Source organism: Neisseria sp. HMSC055H02 (assembly GCF_001813335.1).
GTDB lineage: Bacteria > Pseudomonadota > Gammaproteobacteria > Burkholderiales > Neisseriaceae > Neisseria > Neisseria sicca_C.
In genome coordinates, this window is record NZ_KV812125.1 from 86,187 (window position 1) to 105,732 (window position 19,546).

The 19,546-nt window shown below is 51.3% G+C and carries 18 protein-coding genes and 1 pseudogene; 12 read left to right on the plus strand and 7 right to left on the minus strand.

All coding sequences use genetic code 11. The annotated features are described in order from the left end of the window. Nucleotides 1–127 precede the first annotated feature (127 nt). Nucleotides 128–1,192 (minus strand): class II fructose-bisphosphate aldolase, encoded by a 1,065-nt coding sequence (fba, locus tag HMPREF2907_RS10440; RefSeq protein WP_003761919.1) that lies wholly within the window; start codon nt 1,190–1,192, stop codon nt 128–130. A gap of 157 nt (nt 1,193–1,349) precedes the next feature. Further along, nucleotides 1,350–1,493: a hypothetical protein gene (locus tag HMPREF2907_RS13625; RefSeq protein WP_318259123.1), complete on the minus strand. Its 144-nt coding sequence runs from the start codon at nt 1,491–1,493 to the stop codon at nt 1,350–1,352. Between HMPREF2907_RS13625 and HMPREF2907_RS10445 the strand changes: the two genes are divergently transcribed. The 5 genes and pseudogenes from HMPREF2907_RS10445 (at nt 1,428) to HMPREF2907_RS10465 (ending at nt 7,606) form a co-directional block, all read left to right on the plus strand. Beyond that, nucleotides 1,428–1,832: an acyl-CoA thioesterase gene (locus tag HMPREF2907_RS10445; protein WP_318259122.1), complete on the plus strand. Its 405-nt coding sequence runs from the start codon at nt 1,428–1,430 to the stop codon at nt 1,830–1,832. The genes HMPREF2907_RS13625 and HMPREF2907_RS10445 overlap by 66 nt on opposite strands. A gap of 2 nt (nt 1,833–1,834) precedes the next feature. Continuing rightward, nucleotides 1,835–2,734, plus strand: coding sequence for a tyrosine recombinase XerC (gene xerC, locus HMPREF2907_RS10450; protein ID WP_070682639.1), 900 nt, complete (start codon nt 1,835–1,837; stop codon nt 2,732–2,734). A 24-nt stretch (nt 2,735–2,758) separates the two neighbouring features. Beyond that, nucleotides 2,759–4,159, plus strand: a complete 1,401-nt coding sequence (locus HMPREF2907_RS10455) for an L-serine ammonia-lyase (protein WP_070682640.1) — start codon at nt 2,759–2,761, stop codon at nt 4,157–4,159. Between the two features lie 218 nt (nt 4,160–4,377). Further along, nucleotides 4,378–6,768 (plus strand): DNA topoisomerase (ATP-hydrolyzing) subunit B, encoded by a 2,391-nt coding sequence (gene gyrB / locus HMPREF2907_RS10460; RefSeq protein ID WP_070682641.1) that lies wholly within the window; start codon nt 4,378–4,380, stop codon nt 6,766–6,768. Between the two features lie 394 nt (nt 6,769–7,162). Beyond that, a pseudogene (locus tag HMPREF2907_RS10465) lies at nt 7,163–7,606 on the plus strand (RpiB/LacA/LacB family sugar-phosphate isomerase). A 603-nt stretch (nt 7,607–8,209) separates the two neighbouring features. Here the strand turns inward: HMPREF2907_RS10465 and porB are convergent. From porB to HMPREF2907_RS10485, 3 genes are all read right to left on the minus strand, one after another. Further along, complete coding sequence (gene porB / locus HMPREF2907_RS10475) at nt 8,210–9,319, minus strand: trimeric porin PorB (protein ID WP_070682643.1); 1,110 nt, start codon at nt 9,317–9,319, stop codon at nt 8,210–8,212. 698 nt (nt 9,320–10,017) lie between these two features. Next, complete coding sequence (gene truA / locus HMPREF2907_RS10480; RefSeq protein WP_070682644.1) at nt 10,018–10,830, minus strand: tRNA pseudouridine(38-40) synthase TruA; 813 nt, start codon at nt 10,828–10,830, stop codon at nt 10,018–10,020. Between the two features lie 131 nt (nt 10,831–10,961). Beyond that, on the minus strand, nt 10,962–13,427 hold the full coding sequence (locus HMPREF2907_RS10485) for a FimV/HubP family polar landmark protein (RefSeq protein ID WP_070682645.1): 2,466 nt from the start codon (nt 13,425–13,427) through the stop codon (nt 10,962–10,964). Nucleotides 13,428–13,771: 344 nt separating this feature from the next. On the opposite strand from HMPREF2907_RS10485, the gene HMPREF2907_RS10490 reads away from it, so the two are divergent. The 5 genes from HMPREF2907_RS10490 to dtd all read left to right on the plus strand — a co-directional run bounded on the left by HMPREF2907_RS10490 (nt 13,772) and on the right by dtd (nt 16,430). Further along, entirely contained in the window at nt 13,772–14,302 is a 531-nt protein-coding gene (locus HMPREF2907_RS10490) for a septation protein A (protein WP_039406027.1), read from the plus strand. Nucleotides 14,303–14,305: 3 nt separating this feature from the next. Next, nucleotides 14,306–14,596, plus strand: a complete 291-nt coding sequence (locus HMPREF2907_RS10495; protein WP_060974705.1) for a YciI family protein — start codon at nt 14,306–14,308, stop codon at nt 14,594–14,596. Further along, nucleotides 14,596–14,865 (plus strand): BolA family protein, encoded by a 270-nt coding sequence (locus tag HMPREF2907_RS10500; protein WP_003742784.1) that lies wholly within the window; start codon nt 14,596–14,598, stop codon nt 14,863–14,865. The genes HMPREF2907_RS10495 and HMPREF2907_RS10500 overlap by 1 nt, the downstream gene beginning before the upstream one ends. Before the next feature lie 34 nt (nt 14,866–14,899). Beyond that, on the plus strand, nt 14,900–15,772 hold the full coding sequence (locus HMPREF2907_RS10505) for a peptidyl-prolyl cis-trans isomerase (RefSeq protein ID WP_070442980.1): 873 nt from the start codon (nt 14,900–14,902) through the stop codon (nt 15,770–15,772). 196 nt (nt 15,773–15,968) lie between these two features. Beyond that, the gene (gene dtd / locus HMPREF2907_RS10510; protein WP_070682646.1) at nt 15,969–16,430 is read left to right on the plus strand and encodes a D-aminoacyl-tRNA deacylase; all 462 of its coding nucleotides are present in this window, start codon (nt 15,969–15,971) and stop codon (nt 16,428–16,430) included. Nucleotides 16,431–16,709: 279 nt separating this feature from the next. Here dtd and aat read toward each other — a convergent pair whose 3' ends face one another. Continuing rightward, a complete protein-coding gene (aat, locus tag HMPREF2907_RS10515; RefSeq protein WP_070682647.1) occupies nt 16,710–17,435 on the minus strand; it encodes a leucyl/phenylalanyl-tRNA--protein transferase in 726 nt (241 codons plus the stop codon). Nucleotides 17,436–17,627: 192 nt separating this feature from the next. Further along, complete coding sequence (gene fur, locus HMPREF2907_RS10520; RefSeq protein WP_003766333.1) at nt 17,628–18,125, minus strand: ferric iron uptake transcriptional regulator; 498 nt, start codon at nt 18,123–18,125, stop codon at nt 17,628–17,630. Between the two features lie 158 nt (nt 18,126–18,283). Between fur and HMPREF2907_RS10525 the strand changes: the two genes are divergently transcribed. Both HMPREF2907_RS10525 and dapB read left to right on the plus strand, forming a co-directional pair. Continuing rightward, nucleotides 18,284–18,667 carry an outer membrane protein assembly factor BamE gene (locus HMPREF2907_RS10525; RefSeq protein WP_003757199.1) on the plus strand — a complete coding sequence of 128 codons (384 nt, stop codon included), beginning with the start codon at nt 18,284–18,286 and terminating at the stop codon, nt 18,665–18,667. 16 nt (nt 18,668–18,683) lie between these two features. Then, nucleotides 18,684–19,493 carry a 4-hydroxy-tetrahydrodipicolinate reductase gene (dapB, locus tag HMPREF2907_RS10530; protein WP_070682648.1) on the plus strand — a complete coding sequence of 270 codons (810 nt, stop codon included), beginning with the start codon at nt 18,684–18,686 and terminating at the stop codon, nt 19,491–19,493. Nucleotides 19,494–19,546 lie beyond the last annotated feature (53 nt).

Here is a 19,546-nt window from a genome sequence, read left to right on the forward strand (position 1 = left end):
GTCCTGATTTAAAGTTAATCCACTATAAATCAGGACGGGCAGTGCCGTACGGGTTTGCACTTGACCCATACACCCTTCAAAACAAAACGGGCGGCTTGGATGGCCGCCCGTTTGATTGTCCCGTTGTTTATTTGATGATTTGGTTCAGCTCGCCTTTGGCGTAGCGGTTTGCCATTTTCTCAAGGGAAACGGGTTTGATTTTGCCTGCCTGACCTTCGCAACCGAATGCGAGGTAGCGGTCGAGACAGATTTGTTTCATGGCTTCGACGGTTTTGCTCAGGTATTTGCGCGGGTCGAATTCGGACGGGTTTTCTGCCATGAAGCGGCGGATGGCGCCGGTGGAGGCGAGGCGCAGGTCGGTGTCGATATTGACTTTGCGCACGCCGTGTTTGATGCCTTCGACGATTTCTTCTACGGGTACGCCGTAGGTTTCGCCGATTTTGCCGCCGTATTCGTTGATGACTTTCAGCCATTCTTGGGGAACGGAGCTGGAGCCGTGCATGACGATGTGGGTGTTGGGCAGGGCTTGGTGGATTTCTTTGATGCGGTCGATGCGCAATACGTCGCCGGTGGGCGGACGGGTGAATTTGTATGCGCCGTGGCTGGTACCGACGGCGATGGCGAGTGCATCCACGCCGGTGTCTTTGACGAAGCGCACGGCATCTTCGACGCTGGTGAGCATTTGGTCGTGCGAGAGCTTGCCTGCCGCGCCTACGCCGTCTTCTTCGCCGGCTTCGCCGGTTTCGAGGTTGCCCAAGACGCCGATTTCGCCTTCGACGGACACGCCGCAGGCGTGGGAGAAGTTAACGACGGTACGGGTGGCATTGACGTTGTATTCGTAGGTGGACGGGGTTTTGCCGTCTTCGAGCAGCGAGCCGTCCATCATGACGGAGGAGAAGCCCAGTTGGATGGAGCGTTGGCACACGTCGGGCGATGCGCCGTGGTCTTGGTGCATGACGACGGGGATGTGCGGGAATTCTTCGACGGCTGCCAAAATCAGGTGGCGTAAAAACGGCGCACCTGCATATTTGCGCGCGCCGGCGGATGCTTGAACGATAACGGGGGCGTTGACTTGGTCTGCGGCTTCCATGATGGCGCGCATTTGTTCGAGGTTGTTGACGTTGAATGCGGGCAGGCCGTAGCTGTTTTCGGCGGCATGGTCAAGCAGTTGGCGCATGGATACGAGTGCCATTTAAATCTCCTTGGTGAGGTAGCGGGATGGTGATGTGGGAAATTATAATGTTTTTCTTATTAAAAAACTACACAGGGCTACATCAGTTTTATATATTAATGAGATTTTGAGCGGCTGCGGCGGGCAAACGGGGCGGTCGGTATTTTTCTGGCATGGTTTATAATAACGGTTTGTTTTCGGGGTCGTCTGAAACGGCGGCGGGAGGGGTGTGATGGGTAAGTTTGCAATAGCGGATATGGATGCGGTGTTGTTTCAGACGACCTTGCGCGTGCAGGTGGGCGATGTGAATTACGGCGGCCATCTGGCGAACGATGCCGTTTTGCGTTTGTGTCATGAGGTGCGGATGCGCTGGCTGGCGGGTTTGGGCTGGAGCGAAACGGACGCGGGCGGCGCGGGGCTGATTATGGCGGACGCGGCGGTGCAATATTTGGCACAAGGCTTTTACGGCGATGAATTGTCGGCGGAGATGGGCGTCGAGGATATCGGCAAGGGCGGGTTTGCGCTGCTGTTCCGCCTGACGCGCATCGCGGACGGCAAGGTGCTGGCGCGGGTGCGCACGGGCATGGTGTGTTTCGATTATGCGCGCCAAAAAGTGTGCCGATTGCCGGAGGCTTTGAAAACCGTGTTGGAGGTCGTCTGAAAATGTTGGCGCGCGATTTCGGACTGTCTTTGGACGGCTATTTGAAAATGTTGGGACAACAAGGCAAGTCGGCGCACACGCTGTCTGCCTACGGTCGCGATTTGACCGAACTCGTGCGGCTTTTGACGGAGGGGTCGTCTGAAACGGCGCAGGATTTGACGCGGCGCGATTTCGTGGCGGCGTTGAAACGGCTGTCGCAACAAGGCTTGAGCGAACGGACGCTGGCGCGCAAATTATCGGCGTGGCGGCAATATTGCGGCTGGCTCGTGCAGTCGGGCATGATGGACAACGACCCGACCTTCAACCTGAAAGCCCCGCGCCTGCCCGAACGCCTGCCCAAAGCCTTGCCGCAGGAAGAGTTGAACCATATGCTCGACAGCTCGCCCGACGACGACGGTTTGGCAGTGCGCGACCATGCCTTGTTTGAACTGATGTACGGCAGCGGTCTGCGCCTGAGCGAGATACACGGCTTGGATTTGGGCGATGTGTTGCTGGACGAAGGTTGGGTAAGCGTGACCGGTAAAGGCAGGAAAGAGCGGCAAGTCCCGCTATCGGGCAAAAGCGTCGAAGCCTTGTGCGCCTATTTGTCCGAACGCGTGGCGGCAAGCGGCGAAACCGCGCTCTTTACCGGCAAAAACGGCACGCGGCTCGGACAGCGGCAAATCCAAAAACGCCTTCAGACATGGGCGGTGCAGCAGGGCAGCGGGCAACATATTTCCCCGCACATGATGCGCCACAGCTACGCCAGCCACCTTTTGCAATCCTCGCGCGACATCCGCGCCGTGCAAGAGCTGCTGGGGCACAGCAACCTCTCGACCACGCAGATTTACACCAAGCTGGATTTCGACCATCTGGCAAAGGTTTACGACGAGGGGCATCCGCGGGCGAAACGGAAAAAGTAATTCAACAAAATCAACGGAAACATCATGATCAGCATTTTCGACATTTTCAAAATCGGCATCGGCCCCTCCAGCTCCCACACCGTCGGCCCCATGAAAGCCGCCGCCGCCTTTTCAGACGACCTCAAACAATCAGGGCTGGACACGCAAACCGAGCGCATCGTCATCGACATTTACGGCTCGCTGGCGCTGACAGGACGCGGACACGGCACATTCGACGCCCTCCTGCTCGGCTTGGAAGGCAGCCTGCCGCACGACATCCCCCTCGCCGACATCCCCGACCGTCTCGAACGCATCCGCACGCAACACATCCTCCGCCTCAACGGACGCGAAATCAGCTTCAACCCCGACAGCGACCTGAACATACGCGGCGACCAAGTGCTGCCCAAACACCCGAACGGACTGAATTTCACCGCCTACGGCAAAGACGGCGGCAAGCTCAAAGAACAAATTTATTATTCCGTCGGCGGCGGCTTTATTGTTACCGATCAAGAGTTTGACAAACAAGCCGAACAAACGCGCCCGGTCCCCTACCCTTACACCAGCTACGCCGAACTGCTCGCCCAATGCCGCATGAACCAGCTCGATATTTCCGAAGCCGTATTGGCAAACGAAGCCGCGCTTGCCGGTTGCAGCGAAGCCGAAATCCGCCGCCGCGTCGCCGGCGTTGCCGACGTTATGGAAGGCTGCATCAAACGCGGGCTGGCGGCAGACGGCGAACTGCCCGGCGGCTTGAACGTCCGCCGCCGCGCCCCGCAGCTTGCCGCCAAACTCAAAGCCCTGCGCGAAACCGAAATCGTCAATACCCAGCTTTGGCCCATGGTTTACGCCATGGCGGTCAACGAAGAAAACGCCGCCGGCGGACGCGTCGTTACCGCACCGACCAACGGCGCCGCCGGCATCATCCCCGCCGTCCTGCACTACTTCCGCAAGTTCAACCCGCACGCCACACAAGAGCGTGTCGAAAACTTCCTGCTCACCGCAGGCGCCATCGGCATCCTCTACAAAACCAACGCCTCTATCTCCGGCGCAGACGTCGGCTGCCAAGGCGAAGTCGGCGTCGCCTGCTCCATGGCGGCGGGCGCATACGCCGAAGTCATCGGCGGCACGCCCAAACAAGTGGAAAACGCCGCTGAAATGGCGATGGAACATCATTTAGGCCTGACCTGCGACCCCGTCGGCGGATTGGTGCAAATCCCCTGCATCGAACGCAACGGCATCGCCGCCGAAAAAGCCCTCAAACTCGGCACCCTCGCCCTGCTGGAAGACGGCACGGACAAAAAAGTCTCGCTCGACGAAGTCATCCAAACCATGTTGCAGACAGGGCGCGACATGAAGTCCACCTACAAAGAAACCTCGCTTGCCGGACTCGCCATCACCCTCCAGAAAAAAGCCGTCCCCGTATCCGTCCGTGTTGTGGAATGTTGAAAACGGAAAAAATATGAAAAAGGTCGTCTGAAACCGAGTACAAACAAGTTTCAGACGACCTTTCCGCACACCCGAAACGCTGAATTTTCCAGCAAAATCAGGTATAATAACGGTCTATTTCCGTCCGTCGGACAGCTTGACCGTCCGGGTGGCGCGCCCAACTGTCGTTCAGACGACCTCAGCAGAAATTCTTTTAAAAAATCTTACAGATAAAGACCATGACTGACCAAAAACACGAAGAATACGGCGCCGACAGCATACAAGTGCTGGAAGGCTTGGAAGCGGTACGCAAACGCCCCGGTATGTATATCGGCGACACGCAGGACGGCAGCGGCCTGCACCACATGGTGTTCGAAGTATTGGACAACTCCATCGACGAAGCCCTTGCCGGACATTGCGACAAAATCACCGTAACCATCCATGCCGACAATTCCGTCAGCGTGGCCGACAACGGGCGCGGTATGCCCACCGGCATCCACCCGAAAGAAGGACGCTCCGCCGCCGAAGTCATCATGACCGTATTGCACGCGGGCGGCAAGTTCGACAACAACAGCTACAAAATCTCCGGCGGCCTGCACGGCGTGGGCGTATCCGTCGTCAACGCGCTGTCCGACTGGGTAACGCTGACCATCTACCGCGACGGCAAGGAACACTTCGTCCGCTTCGTGCGCGGCGAAACCGAAGAGCCGCTGAAAGTTGTCGGCGATTCCGACAAAAAAGGTACGACCGTGCGCTTCCTCGCCAGCGCGGAAACCTTCGGCAACGTCGAATACAGCTTCGACATCCTCGCCAAACGCATCCGCGAACTTTCCTTCCTGAACAACGGCGTGGACATCGAATTGATTGACGAGCGCGACGGCAAACACGAAAGCTTCGCTCTTTCCGGCGGCGTGGCAGGTTTCGTGCAATACATGAACCGCAAAAAAACGCCGTTGCACGAAAAAATCTTCTATGCGTTCGGCGAGAAAGACGGCATGAGCGTCGAATGCGCGATGCAGTGGAACGACAGCTATCAGGAAAGCGTGCAGTGCTTCACCAACAACATCCCGCAACGCGACGGCGGTACGCACCTGACCGCGTTGCGCCAAGTGATGACGCGCACCATCAACAGCTACATCGAAGCCAACGAAGTCGCCAAAAAAGCCAAAGTTGAAACGGCCGGCGACGATATGCGCGAAGGTTTGACCTGCGTGTTGTCCGTCAAACTGCCCGACCCCAAATTCTCATCCCAAACCAAAGACAAACTGGTTTCCAGCGAAATCAGCCCCGTCGTCAACGAAGTCATCAACCAAGCACTGACCGATTTCCTCGAAGAAAATCCGAACGAAGCCAAAATCATCACCGGCAAAATCGTCGATGCCGCCCGCGCGCGCGAAGCCGCCCGCAAAGCCCGCGAAATCACCCGCCGCAAAGGCGTGATGGACGGCTTGGGGCTGCCCGGCAAGCTCGCCGACTGCCAAGAAAAAGACCCTGCCTTGTCAGAACTTTATCTGGTCGAGGGCGATTCCGCAGGCGGTTCCGCCAAACAAGGCCGCGACCGTAAATTCCAAGCCATTTTGCCGCTCAAAGGCAAAATCCTGAACGTCGAAAAAGCCCGTTTTGAAAAAATGCTCGCCAGCCAAGAGGTCGCCACCCTGATTACCGCGCTGGGCGCAGGCATCGGCAAAGAAGAGTTCAATCCCGAAAAACTGCGTTACCACCGCATCATCATCATGACCGATGCCGACGTGGACGGCGCGCACATCCGCACCCTGCTTTTGACCTTCTTCTACCGCCAAATGCCCGAACTGGTCGAACGCGGCTACATCTACATCGCCCAGCCGCCGCTCTACAAAGCCAAATACGGCAAGCAAGAGCGTTACCTCAAAGACGAACTGGAAAAAGACCAATGGCTGCTCGGCCTTGCCTTGGAAAAAGCCAAAATCGTTTCAGACGGACGCACCATCGAAGGTGCAGAACTCGCCGATATTGCCAAACAATTCTTGCAGGCGAAAACCGTCATCGAACAGGAAAGCCGCTTTGTCGACCAACTCTTCCTAAGAACAATGCTTTACGCGTCGCCCATTGATTTGACGTCGTCTGAAACCGCCGATAAAGCCTTGGCCGAACTTTCAGGTTTGCTCGACGAAAAGGAGATTGCCCTAGAACGCATCGAAGGACACGAAGGCAACCGCTTCATCAAAATTACCCGCAAGCTGCACGGCAACGTCATGGTCAGCTACATCGAACCCAAGTTCCTCAACAGCAAAGCCTACCAAACCCTCACCCAAACCGCCGCCGCGCTCAAAGGCTTGGTCGGCGAGGGTGCCAAGCTTTATAAAGGCGAGAACGAGTACGACGTAGACAGCTTTGAAACCGCGCTGAACATCCTGCTCCAAAACGCCCAAAAAGGCATGTCCATCCAGCGATACAAAGGTTTGGGCGAGATGAACCCCGAGCAGCTTTGGGAAACCACGATGGACCCTGCCGTGCGCCGTTTGTTGAAAGTGCGCATCGAAGATGCCATCGCCGCCGATGAAGTGTTCGTTACCCTGATGGGCGACGAAGTCGAACCGCGCCGCGCCTTCATCGAAAACAACGCCCTGATTGCGCAAAACATTGACGCTTGATAGGGGTTGAAACATGAAAAGGTCGTCTGAAAATGGGAATTTCCGGTTTTCAGACGACCTTTTTGATTGGTGGGAACCAAGACAGATAAAACAAATACGGCGGATTCATTTATTTTTTGATACGACACCTGCCGTCTCCCTGTACGGACAGAGATAGGCATTTCAGACGACCTTCAAACAGGCTTAGCTACAATACCGCAGGGGCAAATCAAGACCCAACGAATTCTTTTCGCCCCAATGCCTTGTCGGTTTTACCAACCCGCCCTGCTCCACTCCATAAGCCGAAAATTCCTGCCCGACACCCGTAACAAAAAATAAATCCTGTTGCAATATCATAAATTACGGTAAATTTACAAAGGAAAACACTTACCCTCCAACTATCAAGGAGTAAGTCATGCGTTTGATTATCGCCGCCCCTGCCAACGGGACAACATTAAAAGACGCGCTCAAGGCGCATTTGCAAAACGATCCGCGAATTGACAGCCTAACCGATTTATCCTTGCCGAATGGCACCTATCCGCAGCTTTCATTTGCTGCGGCGCAAGAAGTAGCGGCAGGGCGAGCCGACCGCGCTATTTTGATTTGAGGTACAGGAATCGGTACGGCGATTGCAGCCAATAAAGTCCGCGGCATACGGGCAGCAACGGCGCATGATTTAATCACTTTGCGCGGTTCGGTAGAAAACTACGATGCGCAGGTATTGTGCATGGGGCAAAACGTCATCGCTACCCCTGCTGCATGGGCATTGGTGGATATTTGGCTGGATTTGCGCCACGACACGGGTAGCGGATACGCACCGAAAATCGGTGAAATCGAAGCCTACGAATGCGGTAAGTAGTACGGTTTTTGCAAAAGGTTAGTCTAGACTCGCCATTCTCGCCCCGCTTGTATGAGGATGGCCCGTCGTAGCATGAGCTTTACCCGCAGATTATTTTTGAGGTGAGGTCGCCTGAAATTCCCTCCTACCGCCGTCATTCCCACGCAGGCGGGAATCTAGAAATGTGAAGTTGCGGCATCCTTGAAATCTTCCCAAAATGTCGAGGTCTGGATTCCCGCCTGCGCAGGAATGACAAAATTGCAGCCCTCTTGTTTTGACCTGCCATATTTCGCGGGTAAAGCCCACGCTACGGTTGCCCGCCTGAAAGTTTGCAACGTGGGCTTTACCCACGGATTAAGCTCCATCTAAAAAAGTGGTCGTCTGAAAAGCCTGCGTACACAGGGATTCAGACGACCTTTTATTTAACGGATTAAAATAAACAGGATATTTTCAACAGCTACTTCCGTGCATAGAGAAGCAAAAACGGCAGCATGGACGGAGCTTTTTGCCAGGCATAAATGCGACTTGGCCTGCAATCGACATACTACGTATCCCGCATTTTATCCAAACAGACAAAAAGAGCCTGCATAAAGCAGGCTCTTTATTTAAACTAACCGTATCAGATTAGAATTTGTGACGCAGACCAACTGTACCAGCAGTTTTCTCGTATTTGTTGTCGCCTTTACCTTCTCTCAACCAACCGGCAGAAATCAGGGCAGAAGTGCGTTTAGAGAAGTCGTAGTCAGCACCGACGATTACTTGGTTGTATTGGCTGTTGCCTTGTTTTTCGCCATCTTTTTTGGCTTTGAAGCCGTGAGCGTAAGATACGCGTGGCATTACATTACCCATACGGTAACCGGCAGTTGCAGCAACTTCAGTTTGCTCGTTTTTCTTGCCGCTGTCTACGTTTTTAGAAGCATCGTACTGACCTGCTACGGCAAACAAAGCGTTGTTAGCATCGTAACCGACAATCAAACGATGAGTTTGATGGTCTTTAACAGAAATACCAGTTACATCGCCAACTTCTAAACCCCAGTCATCTTTTTCACGGGCTGCCTTGACATCATCGCGATCGGCTTTTTTCAAGTCATACTTGGCAAATTGACCAGCGTAACGACCGAAGAAACCAGCATTCTCATAGTTCAGACCAGCATGGTAAGACGCACCAGTTTTAACTTCATGAGTATATTTGTCTTTGGGATTCGCATTGTCACGTGGTTGGTATTGTACGCTTGCGCTGAAACCGGACAATACAGGTGAATCGTAACGTACAGACACTTTACGATCTTCTACACGTTCGAATTTACCTAATGCCAAAACATCTGAGTTTGCATCACTGGCTTCCCAAGGATCGATGCTGTCGCTGCTGTCTTTCAGAGGGGTATTCAGTTTACCGGCACGGATTTTACCGAAACCGCCTTCCAAACCGATGAAGGACTCGCGAGTTCCCCAACCTTTGTCAGTACCGGCAACAGAAGTGTTTTGCTCTACTTGCCAAATAGCATTCAGGTTATTGCTCAGGTGCTCATGGCCTTTGAAACCGATGCGTGAACCGTAGTCAGCAATTTCAGTAGCAGTTTTGGTTGTATCCTTGGTAGTTACACCGTTAACTGTAGTTTTTTCTTTAACTCGGGAAATGTCAACACCGGCTTTAACTTGACCGTACAAGGTAACGTCAGCCATAGCTGCAACAGGCAGAGCTGCCAGAGTCAGAGCAATCAGAGATTTTTTCATTGCTGTATTCCTTTTCTATCGTGAAGAAATAACTTAAGCAGACCCGGACAGAGTCCGCTTAGGCTTTACATTATCGCTGGAATCAGCGATTCCATGACTCTCACTATAATTGTTCCTTTCTAAAAAAACAAACTTTATTCACTTCCCCTTCTTCCCCCCTTACGCCACACCACCCTGCTAACAACATAAGATTCAAAATATTTCCTTTATAAATCATATGGTAATACCGATTTTCCTATTATTTGCATTTTTACAACACAGATTTCCCGAACGGTAGTTTTTTAGGACTGGCTGTTGTTTTTTGGCTAATTCAGGCAAGCGAGGAAACTGGAAACATCGTTCAGGTATTCATGCCTGCTTGACCCTGATAGGGTTTGCCGGGCATAAATATCTCCTGATCTACGGTGGCTGCCATTCCAACTCCGTAGTACAGGCTTTATCTGCGGGTTGGTTTATCGAAAAGAGAAAGGGTCGTCTGAAAAGAATGCGTACAGATTTCAAACAATTTTTTATAGTGTATGAAAATAAAAACAGGATATTTCAAATCTTCATTCCTGATTCGAAAGAAATATAAGAGCTTGAGTACGGTAATTTTGAATATTTCTAAAAATCAATGCTTAGATTCCTGTCGGCGCGGGAATGGCCAGACCTTTCTTTATTGAAGGGGAAAATAAGGCTTGACAGTATTTCAGACGACCTCACAGCCATTCGGGCATTTCGGGACGGATGATGCCGAACTCGGGCGGATAATCCACGCCGGTTAAGTACAATCCGTCAGGCATAAAGGTCGGCGGGGCTTTGAGGCGGCTGCGTTCTCCAATTAAGGTTTGAAATCCGGAAACACTAAGCCTGCCGCTGCCGACATAAACCAATGCGCCCATAATATTACGCACCATATGGTGCAGAAAGGCATTGCCGTGTAAATCCAGTTTGAGGAATTGCGGCGTACCGCTGATTTTTGCACTGTATAGGGTTTTGATGGGGGATTTTGCTTGGCATTCGGCAGCGCGAAAGCTGGAGAAATCATGTTCGCCTTCTAATAATAAGGCCGCCTGCTGCATTTTGTCAGGATCGAGCTTGAGATGCGTCCACCCTACCCTGCCTTGCAATATCGGGGAACGGACGGGAGATGATTCTAAAAGGTAACGATACCTTCTACCGTATGCGTCAAAGCGGGCGTGAAAATGGGAGGCCACTTGCTGTGCGAACAATACAGACACACCTTCGGGAAGATGGGCATTGACGCCCCGCACCCATGCCTGCTCGGGACGGACTACTGTAGTATCGAAATGGACGACTTGCGCAGTCGCGTGTACGCCTGTGTCCGTCCGTCCGGCAACTATGGTTCGGATGGCTTCACCCGCAATTTGGCTGAGTGCATATTCTAAGGTCGTCTGAACAGTAGGCAAGTCGCCAGCTTGTTTTTGCCAGCCGTAAAATCGGCTGCCATCATAAGACAGGATTAATGCCCAACGGCAAACTGCGGGCTGCTTTGAAGAAGGAAACATCATAATCGGTGAAGGCTCGATATTCGAACAAAATCATACGAAAATTGCTTATCCGACAGTATAGCAATAAAAAAGATGCCGCTTTTAGAAACGGCATCTTTATTTTTCTTTCCCCAAAGGGATTGTCAGATTAATCAGCCTAACTCTGCCAACAAGGCTTTGGTTTTATCCAAGATATCGCCGGTAGCCTCTTCCATCAGCTCTTGCAAAGTTTCACGGGCTGCACCGGGGTCTCCAATTTCGACATACATTTTTGCCAATTCGTATTTGGCTTCTAAAGGAGCGGTCATTCCGACGGATTCGGAAATAAAGCCTGAGTCAAATGCCGACTTGCTTACTTCTTCATCAACTGTTAGGTTTTCCCATTCGATGGTCTCTTCTACTCCGTTACCTTGGGAATCAGCCAATCCGAAATCTTCGTCGCTTTCTTGGAAGGTAATGCCTTCATCTTGTTTGATTTCAAAAGGCTCTTCGGCTACGGCTTCATCGGCTGAGGTATCAACGGAAGCAAACTCTAAAGCCTCGTCCCCATTTAATTTTTCAGACGATGTTTGCTCAGATGTTGTGAACTCAGGCAGCGGCTCGATAGGCTGGGATTCGTTTTTTTCCGAGAAGAAGTCCCATCCTTCTTCTGCTTCTTCAAAGTCTTTGACATTTTCTGCGCTAACAGTCTGCTCCTGCTGTTGAACCTCAGAAGCGTCGGAGGCTTCGTAGTCAAACTCCAAATCAGAAACTTCTTCCGCAACGGCGGATTCGGTATAAGAATACTCTTCTTCACCTACTGAGGCATCCGCCTCTTTGGTTTCTTCACTAGCGTCATGGAAAGACGTGTCAAAGTTTGATTGGACCTCATCAAATTGCTGAATATGGGCCGTATTATCAGGCTCTTCTACTGACTCCTCTTGATGTCTGCTTTCTATAACTACTGAAACCGGTTGATACGGATTCTCCGGCTCGGGCTCATAGACGCTTTCTGTCGATTCAACAGAGTCCCAATCCAAATCACGGCGTTTTTCCGTTTCCTCATCCACGGTAACTGCGCTGGATACGATGCCGACGTGCTTATCGTCAATATCATCGATATTGATATTGATCTCATCTTCAGCGGCTTCTTTGGCTGCATTGGGCTGTACAAAAAAAGCCTCGTCGTCAAAATCATCCTCGATAGACAGTCCGTCAGGCTCTTCTGCCGGAACAGCTTTCGCTTGAACAAACTGTTCGGGCTTCGCCTCGTCAGCTATCACGGTTTCTGCAAAGCTAATGTCGTCATCTTCTTCGTCATATCCTGCAGAAGGAACAGGTACGACAGGCGCGACAGCAGCTGCTTTTCGTTTGCCCAAAGCTTTCAGTAACAGCAACAATGCCAACAGCGCACCGCCGCCGATTAACAGCCAGCGCCATAATCCGCCATCTTCAGACGACTCTTCTACTGCTTCACTTTGAGCAGCGGAATTTTGCTGAGCAGCCAAAGCTTCTTCAACTTGGGCTTCCGGCGTAGATTTTGCTGTTTCACTTGCAGCGGTTTGTTCTGCGATGCCGGGTTGTAATACTTCCTCAGTGCCTACGGATGAAGCAGCTTGTTCTTGTGTTGCACCCTGTGGAGCGGAAGCGGTTACTTGTGCCGGTTGTTGTTCAAGCTTGGCTTCTTTGTTTGATTTAGCCTCTTCGCCAGCCTTATTTTCACCTGCCTTATTTTCCGCAGATGCATTAGTTTTGGCAGCTTCTGATTTTTCAGACGATGCTTTAGATGCTGCTGCGGTCTGCGGCTGCTGTTTATCAGACACAAGAGACTTCTCGGCGGCCTGTTTAGCGGCTGCCTGTTTCATATCGAACTGGGTCGGGATATTCAATACTTTGCCAGCCAACATATGGTCGGCATTTTTATTGATGAACACACTAGGGTTGGCTTTTACCAATGCCTGTATTACCTGCTCGACCGTCATACCCTGAGGACGGATACGGGTCGCAATTTCAGTCAGGGTTTCACCCTGTTTGACTAAATGTCGTTTGCTATAACGCGGCTCGCCCTGTACAGAAGAGGCTACATTTTGCATCTGTTTAGGCTGTGTTTGGGCATTTTTTGACTTTTTATTGTCGATTCCCTCTTTACGCGTATTATTCGCAACATCTGCAGACGCATTTCCACTACGCAGCGCACGGTTAATCCGTTCGCGTGCAGCTTGACGGTCTATCTGCTGGGAAGCGTATGCGGGAGGCGGCTCCTGACGAACGCGGGGCGTACTGTCGCCCTTGACCGAGTAATCAGCCGGATCGATGATTGCGGTATATTCTCGAGATTGAGAGCCGGTGCTGACTTGGAAAATCAGCACAGGGTCTTTGATGGCTTTAGCCGAACGGATATTGATGACCGCACGATCGCCCGCTCTGTGAACGCTGGTTCTGAGGTTGGCATTCGATACGGAAGCCTTGCCGCCGTTAAATAATGCCTGTGCTTCTTCTCCGGTTACGGTGATGTTGCCGGAAAACGGCTCACCCAAATGCGATTGAACATTTAAACCGCCCAACCCTGCGCTTGCACCCACCGAAACCGCTAAGGCAACGGAAGCTGCGATAAGTTTGATTTTGTAATGTTTTTTCAAAACTTGTCCCCTATGAAATGAATCCTGCTGTACTGCCGATTACTTAACCGTCTATTACGATATATTACGTTATGATATAGTCTAAGTCCCTAATCTGCCAAGTAACACTGTCATTTATGTTATCAAAAATGTCATAAACCGTTGCTGTTTGCATCGGTGTGTTTCTTTTTTACAAATCTATTGAGAACTTATTTTATCATTCCATTTGCATTTTTAAAACCTTACAACAAACTGTCGGCATATCAAACAAACCAAAGTTTCAGATTTGCGGTAATGCAAAAAACCGCAGCTGCCTGTATGATTGCCGTTTGATTGTTTGGTTTCCTCATTTTTGTTTTTTATATATGAAAATTCTGAGTGATTTATTGGCGGTAATTTTGTTTTTTCTGACTTATACGGTTACGAAAGACATGATTGCCGCGACAGCCGTAGCTTTGGTAGTCGGTGTTTTGCAGGCGGCCTTTACCTATTGGAAATTTAAAAAGCTGGATACGATGCAGTGGGTCGGATTGGTTTTAATCGTGGTATTCGGCGGGGCGACCATCCTGCTGAAAGATCCGCGATTCATCATGTGGAAACCGACCGTATTGTTTTGGATAGGTGCACTGGTCTTGCTTTTCAGCCACCTTGCCGGAAAAAACGGACTTAAGGCTACAATGGGCAAGGAACTCGAATTGTCCGATACCGTCTGGAATAATCTGACCTATGCTTGGATAGCGTTTCTCGTATTTATGGGCATAGCCAACTGGTTTGTATTCACTCATTTTGAAAGTCATTGGGTGAATTACAAGATGTTCGGTTCGACCGGACTGATGTTCGCTTTCTTTATCGCTCAAGGTATTTATTTGGGCAAACATTTACCAAAGGAGAATTAAGCAATGGAATATTATATGCTTTTGGCCACTGATGCAGACGACGTACATGAAGCCCGTATGGCTGCACGTCCCGATCATCTGAAACGTTTGGAAGCCCTGCAAGCCGAAGGGCGCCTTTTGACAGCCGGACCGAATCCTCTGCCCGACAATCCCGAACGCGTCTCCGGCAGCCTTATCATCGCCCAATTCGCATCGCTTGACGAAGCCCAAGAATGGGCGGAACAAGATCCTTATGTCGCTGCGGGCGTATATGAGGAAGTTTTAATTAAGCCCTACAAAGCTGTTTTTAAATAATGGATATGCGTTCAGCAATAGAAGGTCGCCTGAAAACTCTAAATCCTCAGATATTCGAGTTTCAAGACGACAGCCATTTGCACAAAGGACACGCAGGCAATAAAGGCGGGGGGCATTATGCTGTAACCGTCGTCAGCGAGGCTTTCACCGGGATGAAACGTATTGAACGCCAACGCATGGTTCAAAACCTGCTCCAAGACCTGTTTGCCGGCGGTTTCATCCATGCCTTAAGCATTAAGGCGGCAACGCCCGACGAATATTTCCATTGAATTATCCGTAGTGTTTCAAATTAAAGAGAAGATTATGAGAAAAACCCATTTTACAGCCGCATTGGTTATGGCCGCCCTATCCTGCAGCCTGTTTGCCCAAACTTTGGTTACCGTCAACGGACAAACCATCGACAGCAGCGTGATTGACGGACAAGTTGCCGCCTTGCGTGCTGAAAACAAACAAATCCAGGATTCTCCACAACTGCGACAAGAGCTGGCCAACCGCCAAGTTATCAGCACGGTTATCGCGCAAGAAGCCAGACGCCGCAAACTGGACCAAAGTGCGGAATTCAAAAAAGCCCTCGAACAAGCCCGTGCAGATGCGAAGAAACAAGGTGCGGACAAAAAACCGTCCTTCAAAACAGAATGGGCGGCATTTGAAGACGACCTGCTCGGACAAGCTCTGGCCATCGACGTATTGCGCAAAAATCCTGTCAACGAACAAGAAATTAAAAAATCCTACGATGAATTTGCCAAATTCTACCAAGGCAGTCAGGAAGTACGCCTAGGGGAAATCGTCACCCGAACTAAAGCCGACGGACAAAAAGCTGCTGCCGATTTGAAGGCGAAGAAGGCTTTTGCCGCAGTATTGAAACAATATTCGATTGATGAAGAAGCCAAAAAAGCAGGCGGTATTCCTCAAGCTTATGTTCCGCTGAAAGACTTGCAAGAAGCCGCACCGCCTCTGTACGCAGCAGTCAAAGACCTGAAAAAAGGTGAAGCGACATCCGAACCGCTGCAAGACGGTAATTCTTACGCCGTGTTTTACGTTGACGACCGCCGCGATGTCAAAGTTCCTGCCTTTAACGAAATCAAAGGCAACATAGCCCGCGACCTGAGTACTGCCCGCATTGACGACACTATGCGTGCGCTCTTGCAAAAAGCCGACATCAAACCTGCCAAATAACCTTTAAGCTTCCTATAACGGATAAGTAAAGGAAATTAAGCCGGATTCTTTTTGCGGCATTGATGCAATCCACCTAAAGGTCGTCTGAAACCATAACGTTTTTCAGACGACCTTTTCTACCTGCATTGCTGTCGAAACACTTTTGTATTTGAATCTGCCGTCAACCAATCTTTTGAAATAGAGATAAAGAACCGCTATGCGAGCCGTCATTCAAAAAGTGAGTTGTTCCCGTGTCGATGTATTGGACGGAAATCATAAGGAAACCTGCGCCGAAATCGATAACGGGTTGATGATATTGCTCGGCGTTACCCACGACGATACCGAAGCAGATGCGCGCTATATTGCCGACAAAACCGCCAATCTGCGTATTTTCGAAGACGATGCCGGCAAATTGAACCTGTCCGTCAAAGATGTCGGCGGCTCAATCCTGCTGGTTTCACAATTCACGTTGTATGCCGATGCACGAAATGGCCGCCGTCCGTCTTTCTCGGCAGCCGCCCCTGCCGAACAGGCGCAAACGCTCTATCTGCATACCGCAGAACTATTGCGCGGACATGGTTTGAACGTGCAAACCGGCCGCTTCCAAACACATATGCAGGTCAGCCTGTGCAACGACGGCCCCGTTACCCTGCTGCTGGACTCGCAAAAACTGTTTTGACGAAAATCCTGCTGCAAGATATAGTGGATTAAAATAAAAATGAGACAAGGCGCCAACGTCCGCCGTGTACAAGGTAGTACATAAGGGCGTTGGCAACGCCGTATCATTGCAATTTTAATCCACTATAAAACAAGTATTGCCCTTGCCTAATATAATCCAAAGGTCGTCTGAAAAACCAAAAATTGGGTTTTCAGACGACCTTTTTCTATTCGCTTCTGACTCGAAGCCGACTCTACATCGTGAAACGTAAAATACCTAAATCGGACATTTCACTTGCCGCTATTCCAACGTTCCACCTACCACCCTCGCGCACAAAGCTTCCTTCAAAGGCAAAGCGTTCAAGCGTTGCAAGGTCGTCTGAAATTCAGCGAACGGTATCGGTTCCGAACCGAAACGATGCATATGCAGGGTATCTTGCTGACAGTCAATCAACTCGATGCCCAATCCGGCAAGAAACGGGACGGCTCGCGCGAAGGCGATTTTGGAGGCATCCGGCTCAAGGGCGAACATGGATTCTCCGTAAAATACCCGTCCGATTTGTACACCGTAAAAGCCGCCCGCCAGTTTCAGACGACCTGTTTCATCGGGATAGAAACATTCAAACGAATGCGCGTGCCCCAAGCGGTGCAGCTCGGTATAAGCGGCTTGGAATTCGGGAACAATCCATGTGCCGTCCTGACCGGGGCGCGGAAAGGCGGCGCAATGCGCAATGACGGTTTCGAAACATTGGTTGACCGTTACCCGATAGGGTTTGTTGCGCAAGGTTTTCGCCAACGAACGCCCGATATGCAGATTTTCAGGCACGATGACGGCACGCGGATCTATGGTATGCCAAAAAAACCAGCCGTCTTCGCTGAACCACGGGAAAATCCCCTGCCGATACGCCGACAGCAGCCGTCCCGTGTCCAAATCGCGGCTGATACCGACCACGCCGTCGCACTCTTCCAGCGCGCAAAACGGGTCGGGGAAAGTGTAATCATTAGGGTAAAGCAAGGGGATACTCATTAAAAATCCTAAGGTATAGTGGATTCACTTTAAACCGGTACGGCATTGCCTCGCCTTGTCCTGATTTCAATTTAATCCACTATATTATTCTGATTTGCAGCGGCATGATGTTCATGTTCCGCAAAAAATTTCAGACGACCCCAAATTCTCATCCAAGGTCGTCTGAACATCAAACATCTTTTAAAACGGGAATCAGCGTTTGCTCTTCGCTTGGCATTCGCCGCACACGCCGTACATATAAAGCGCATGGTCAACGATGCGGTAGCCGTTTTCTTCCGCGATTTTGTCTTGCAAGGCTTCGATTTCAGGATTGTGGAATTCCGTTACCTCGCCGCATTTCACACAGACGATATGGTCGTGGTGGTCGCCTTTGTCCAATTCGTAAACCGCCTTGCCGGTTTCAAAATGGTGGCGCTGCAAAATGCCTGCCTGCTCGAACTGGGTCAACACGCGGTAAATCGTCGCTACGCCGATTTCCACACCCTCTTCCAGCAAAATACGGTACACATCTTCGGCACTCAAATGCTCTTCAGCATGCGACTCAAACAAATCCAAGATTTTCAAACGCGGACCGGTAACCTTCAAACCGCTGTCTTTCAATTGCGCAATATTGCTGAATTTTTCCATAATATTCAATATCCCTGTGAAGTAATAGACGTTATAATACGCAATTTCAGCCCGCTTGCCCACTATTACGCCATAGCGGTTTGCAATAAAACCACAAGTTTTGTTTGCATACAAACGATAGCCGGCTGAAATTATAATCAAAGAGATGATTATCGTTTGCTTTTTCAAAAAATTCAAGCAATGATACCCTTCCACCCGAATTCGAACAGAAAGGCATATCTGTGAACAAACCCCTCTGTCTTGCCCTCGCCGCCCTCATCGGACTTTCCGCATGCAGCGCCGAACGCGTTTCCCTGTTCCCCTCCTACAAACTCAAAGTCATCCAAGGCAACGAACTTGATCCCCGCGCCGTCGTCTCCCTCCAAGCAGGCATGAGCCGCGACCAAGTCCAACTCCTGCTTGGCACCCCGCTGCTGCGCGACGCATTCCATGCCGACCGCTGGGACTACACCTTCAATACCAGCCGCAACGGCATCATCAAAGACCGCAGCAACCTCACCGTTTATTTTGAAAACGACGTCCTTGTCCGCGCAGAAGGCGATGCCATCCAAAAATCCATCGAAACCCTCCAAGCCGAACAAAAAGCAGCCCAAACTGCACAATAATCATTAAGGAAACCGCATGAGCGCATTAAAAATCGCCATCGCCGGCGTCAACGGCCGCATGGGGCGCGTACTGGTTGAAGCCGTCAACAACCATCCCGACACCGTCCTCTCCGGCGCACTCGAACATTCAGGCTCCGAAGTCTTAGGCTTGGACGCAGGTTTCGCCTCCGGCATCAAAACCGGCATCGCCATTTCAGACGACGTTGATGCCATCCTCGCCCAAAGCGACGTACTCATCGACTTCACCCGTCCCGAGCCGACCCTCAAACATCTGCAAAAATGCGTTGAAAAAGGCGTCAACATCATCATCGGCACCACCGGTTTCGACGACGCAGGCAAAGCCGCCATCCAAGCCGCAGGCGAAAAAACAGGCGTCGTCTTCGCCGCCAACTTCAGCGTCGGCGTCAACCTAACCTTCCACATCCTCGACACCGTCGCCCGCGTCCTCAACGAAGGCTACGACATCGAAATCATCGAAGGCCACCACCGCCACAAAGTCGACGCCCCCAGCGGCACGGCCCTGCGCATGGGCGAAGTCATCGCCGAAGCACTCGGCCGCGACCTCAAACAATGCGCCGTTTACGGCCGCGAAGGCCACACCGGCCCGCGCGATCCGTCCACCATCGGCTTTGCCACCGTCCGCGCAGGCGACATCGTCGGCGACCACACCGCCCTCTTCGCCACTGACGGCGAACGCGTCGAAATCACCCACAAAGCCAGCAGCCGCATGACCTTCGCCGCCGGCGCCGTCCGCGCCGCAGTTTGGGTCAACGGCAAAACAGGTTTGTACGATATGCAGGGCGTTTTAGGATTGAAAAACAACTAAAGCTGGTTTCTCCCTATGACACAAAAAGGTCGTCTGAAAAATGTTTTTCAGAC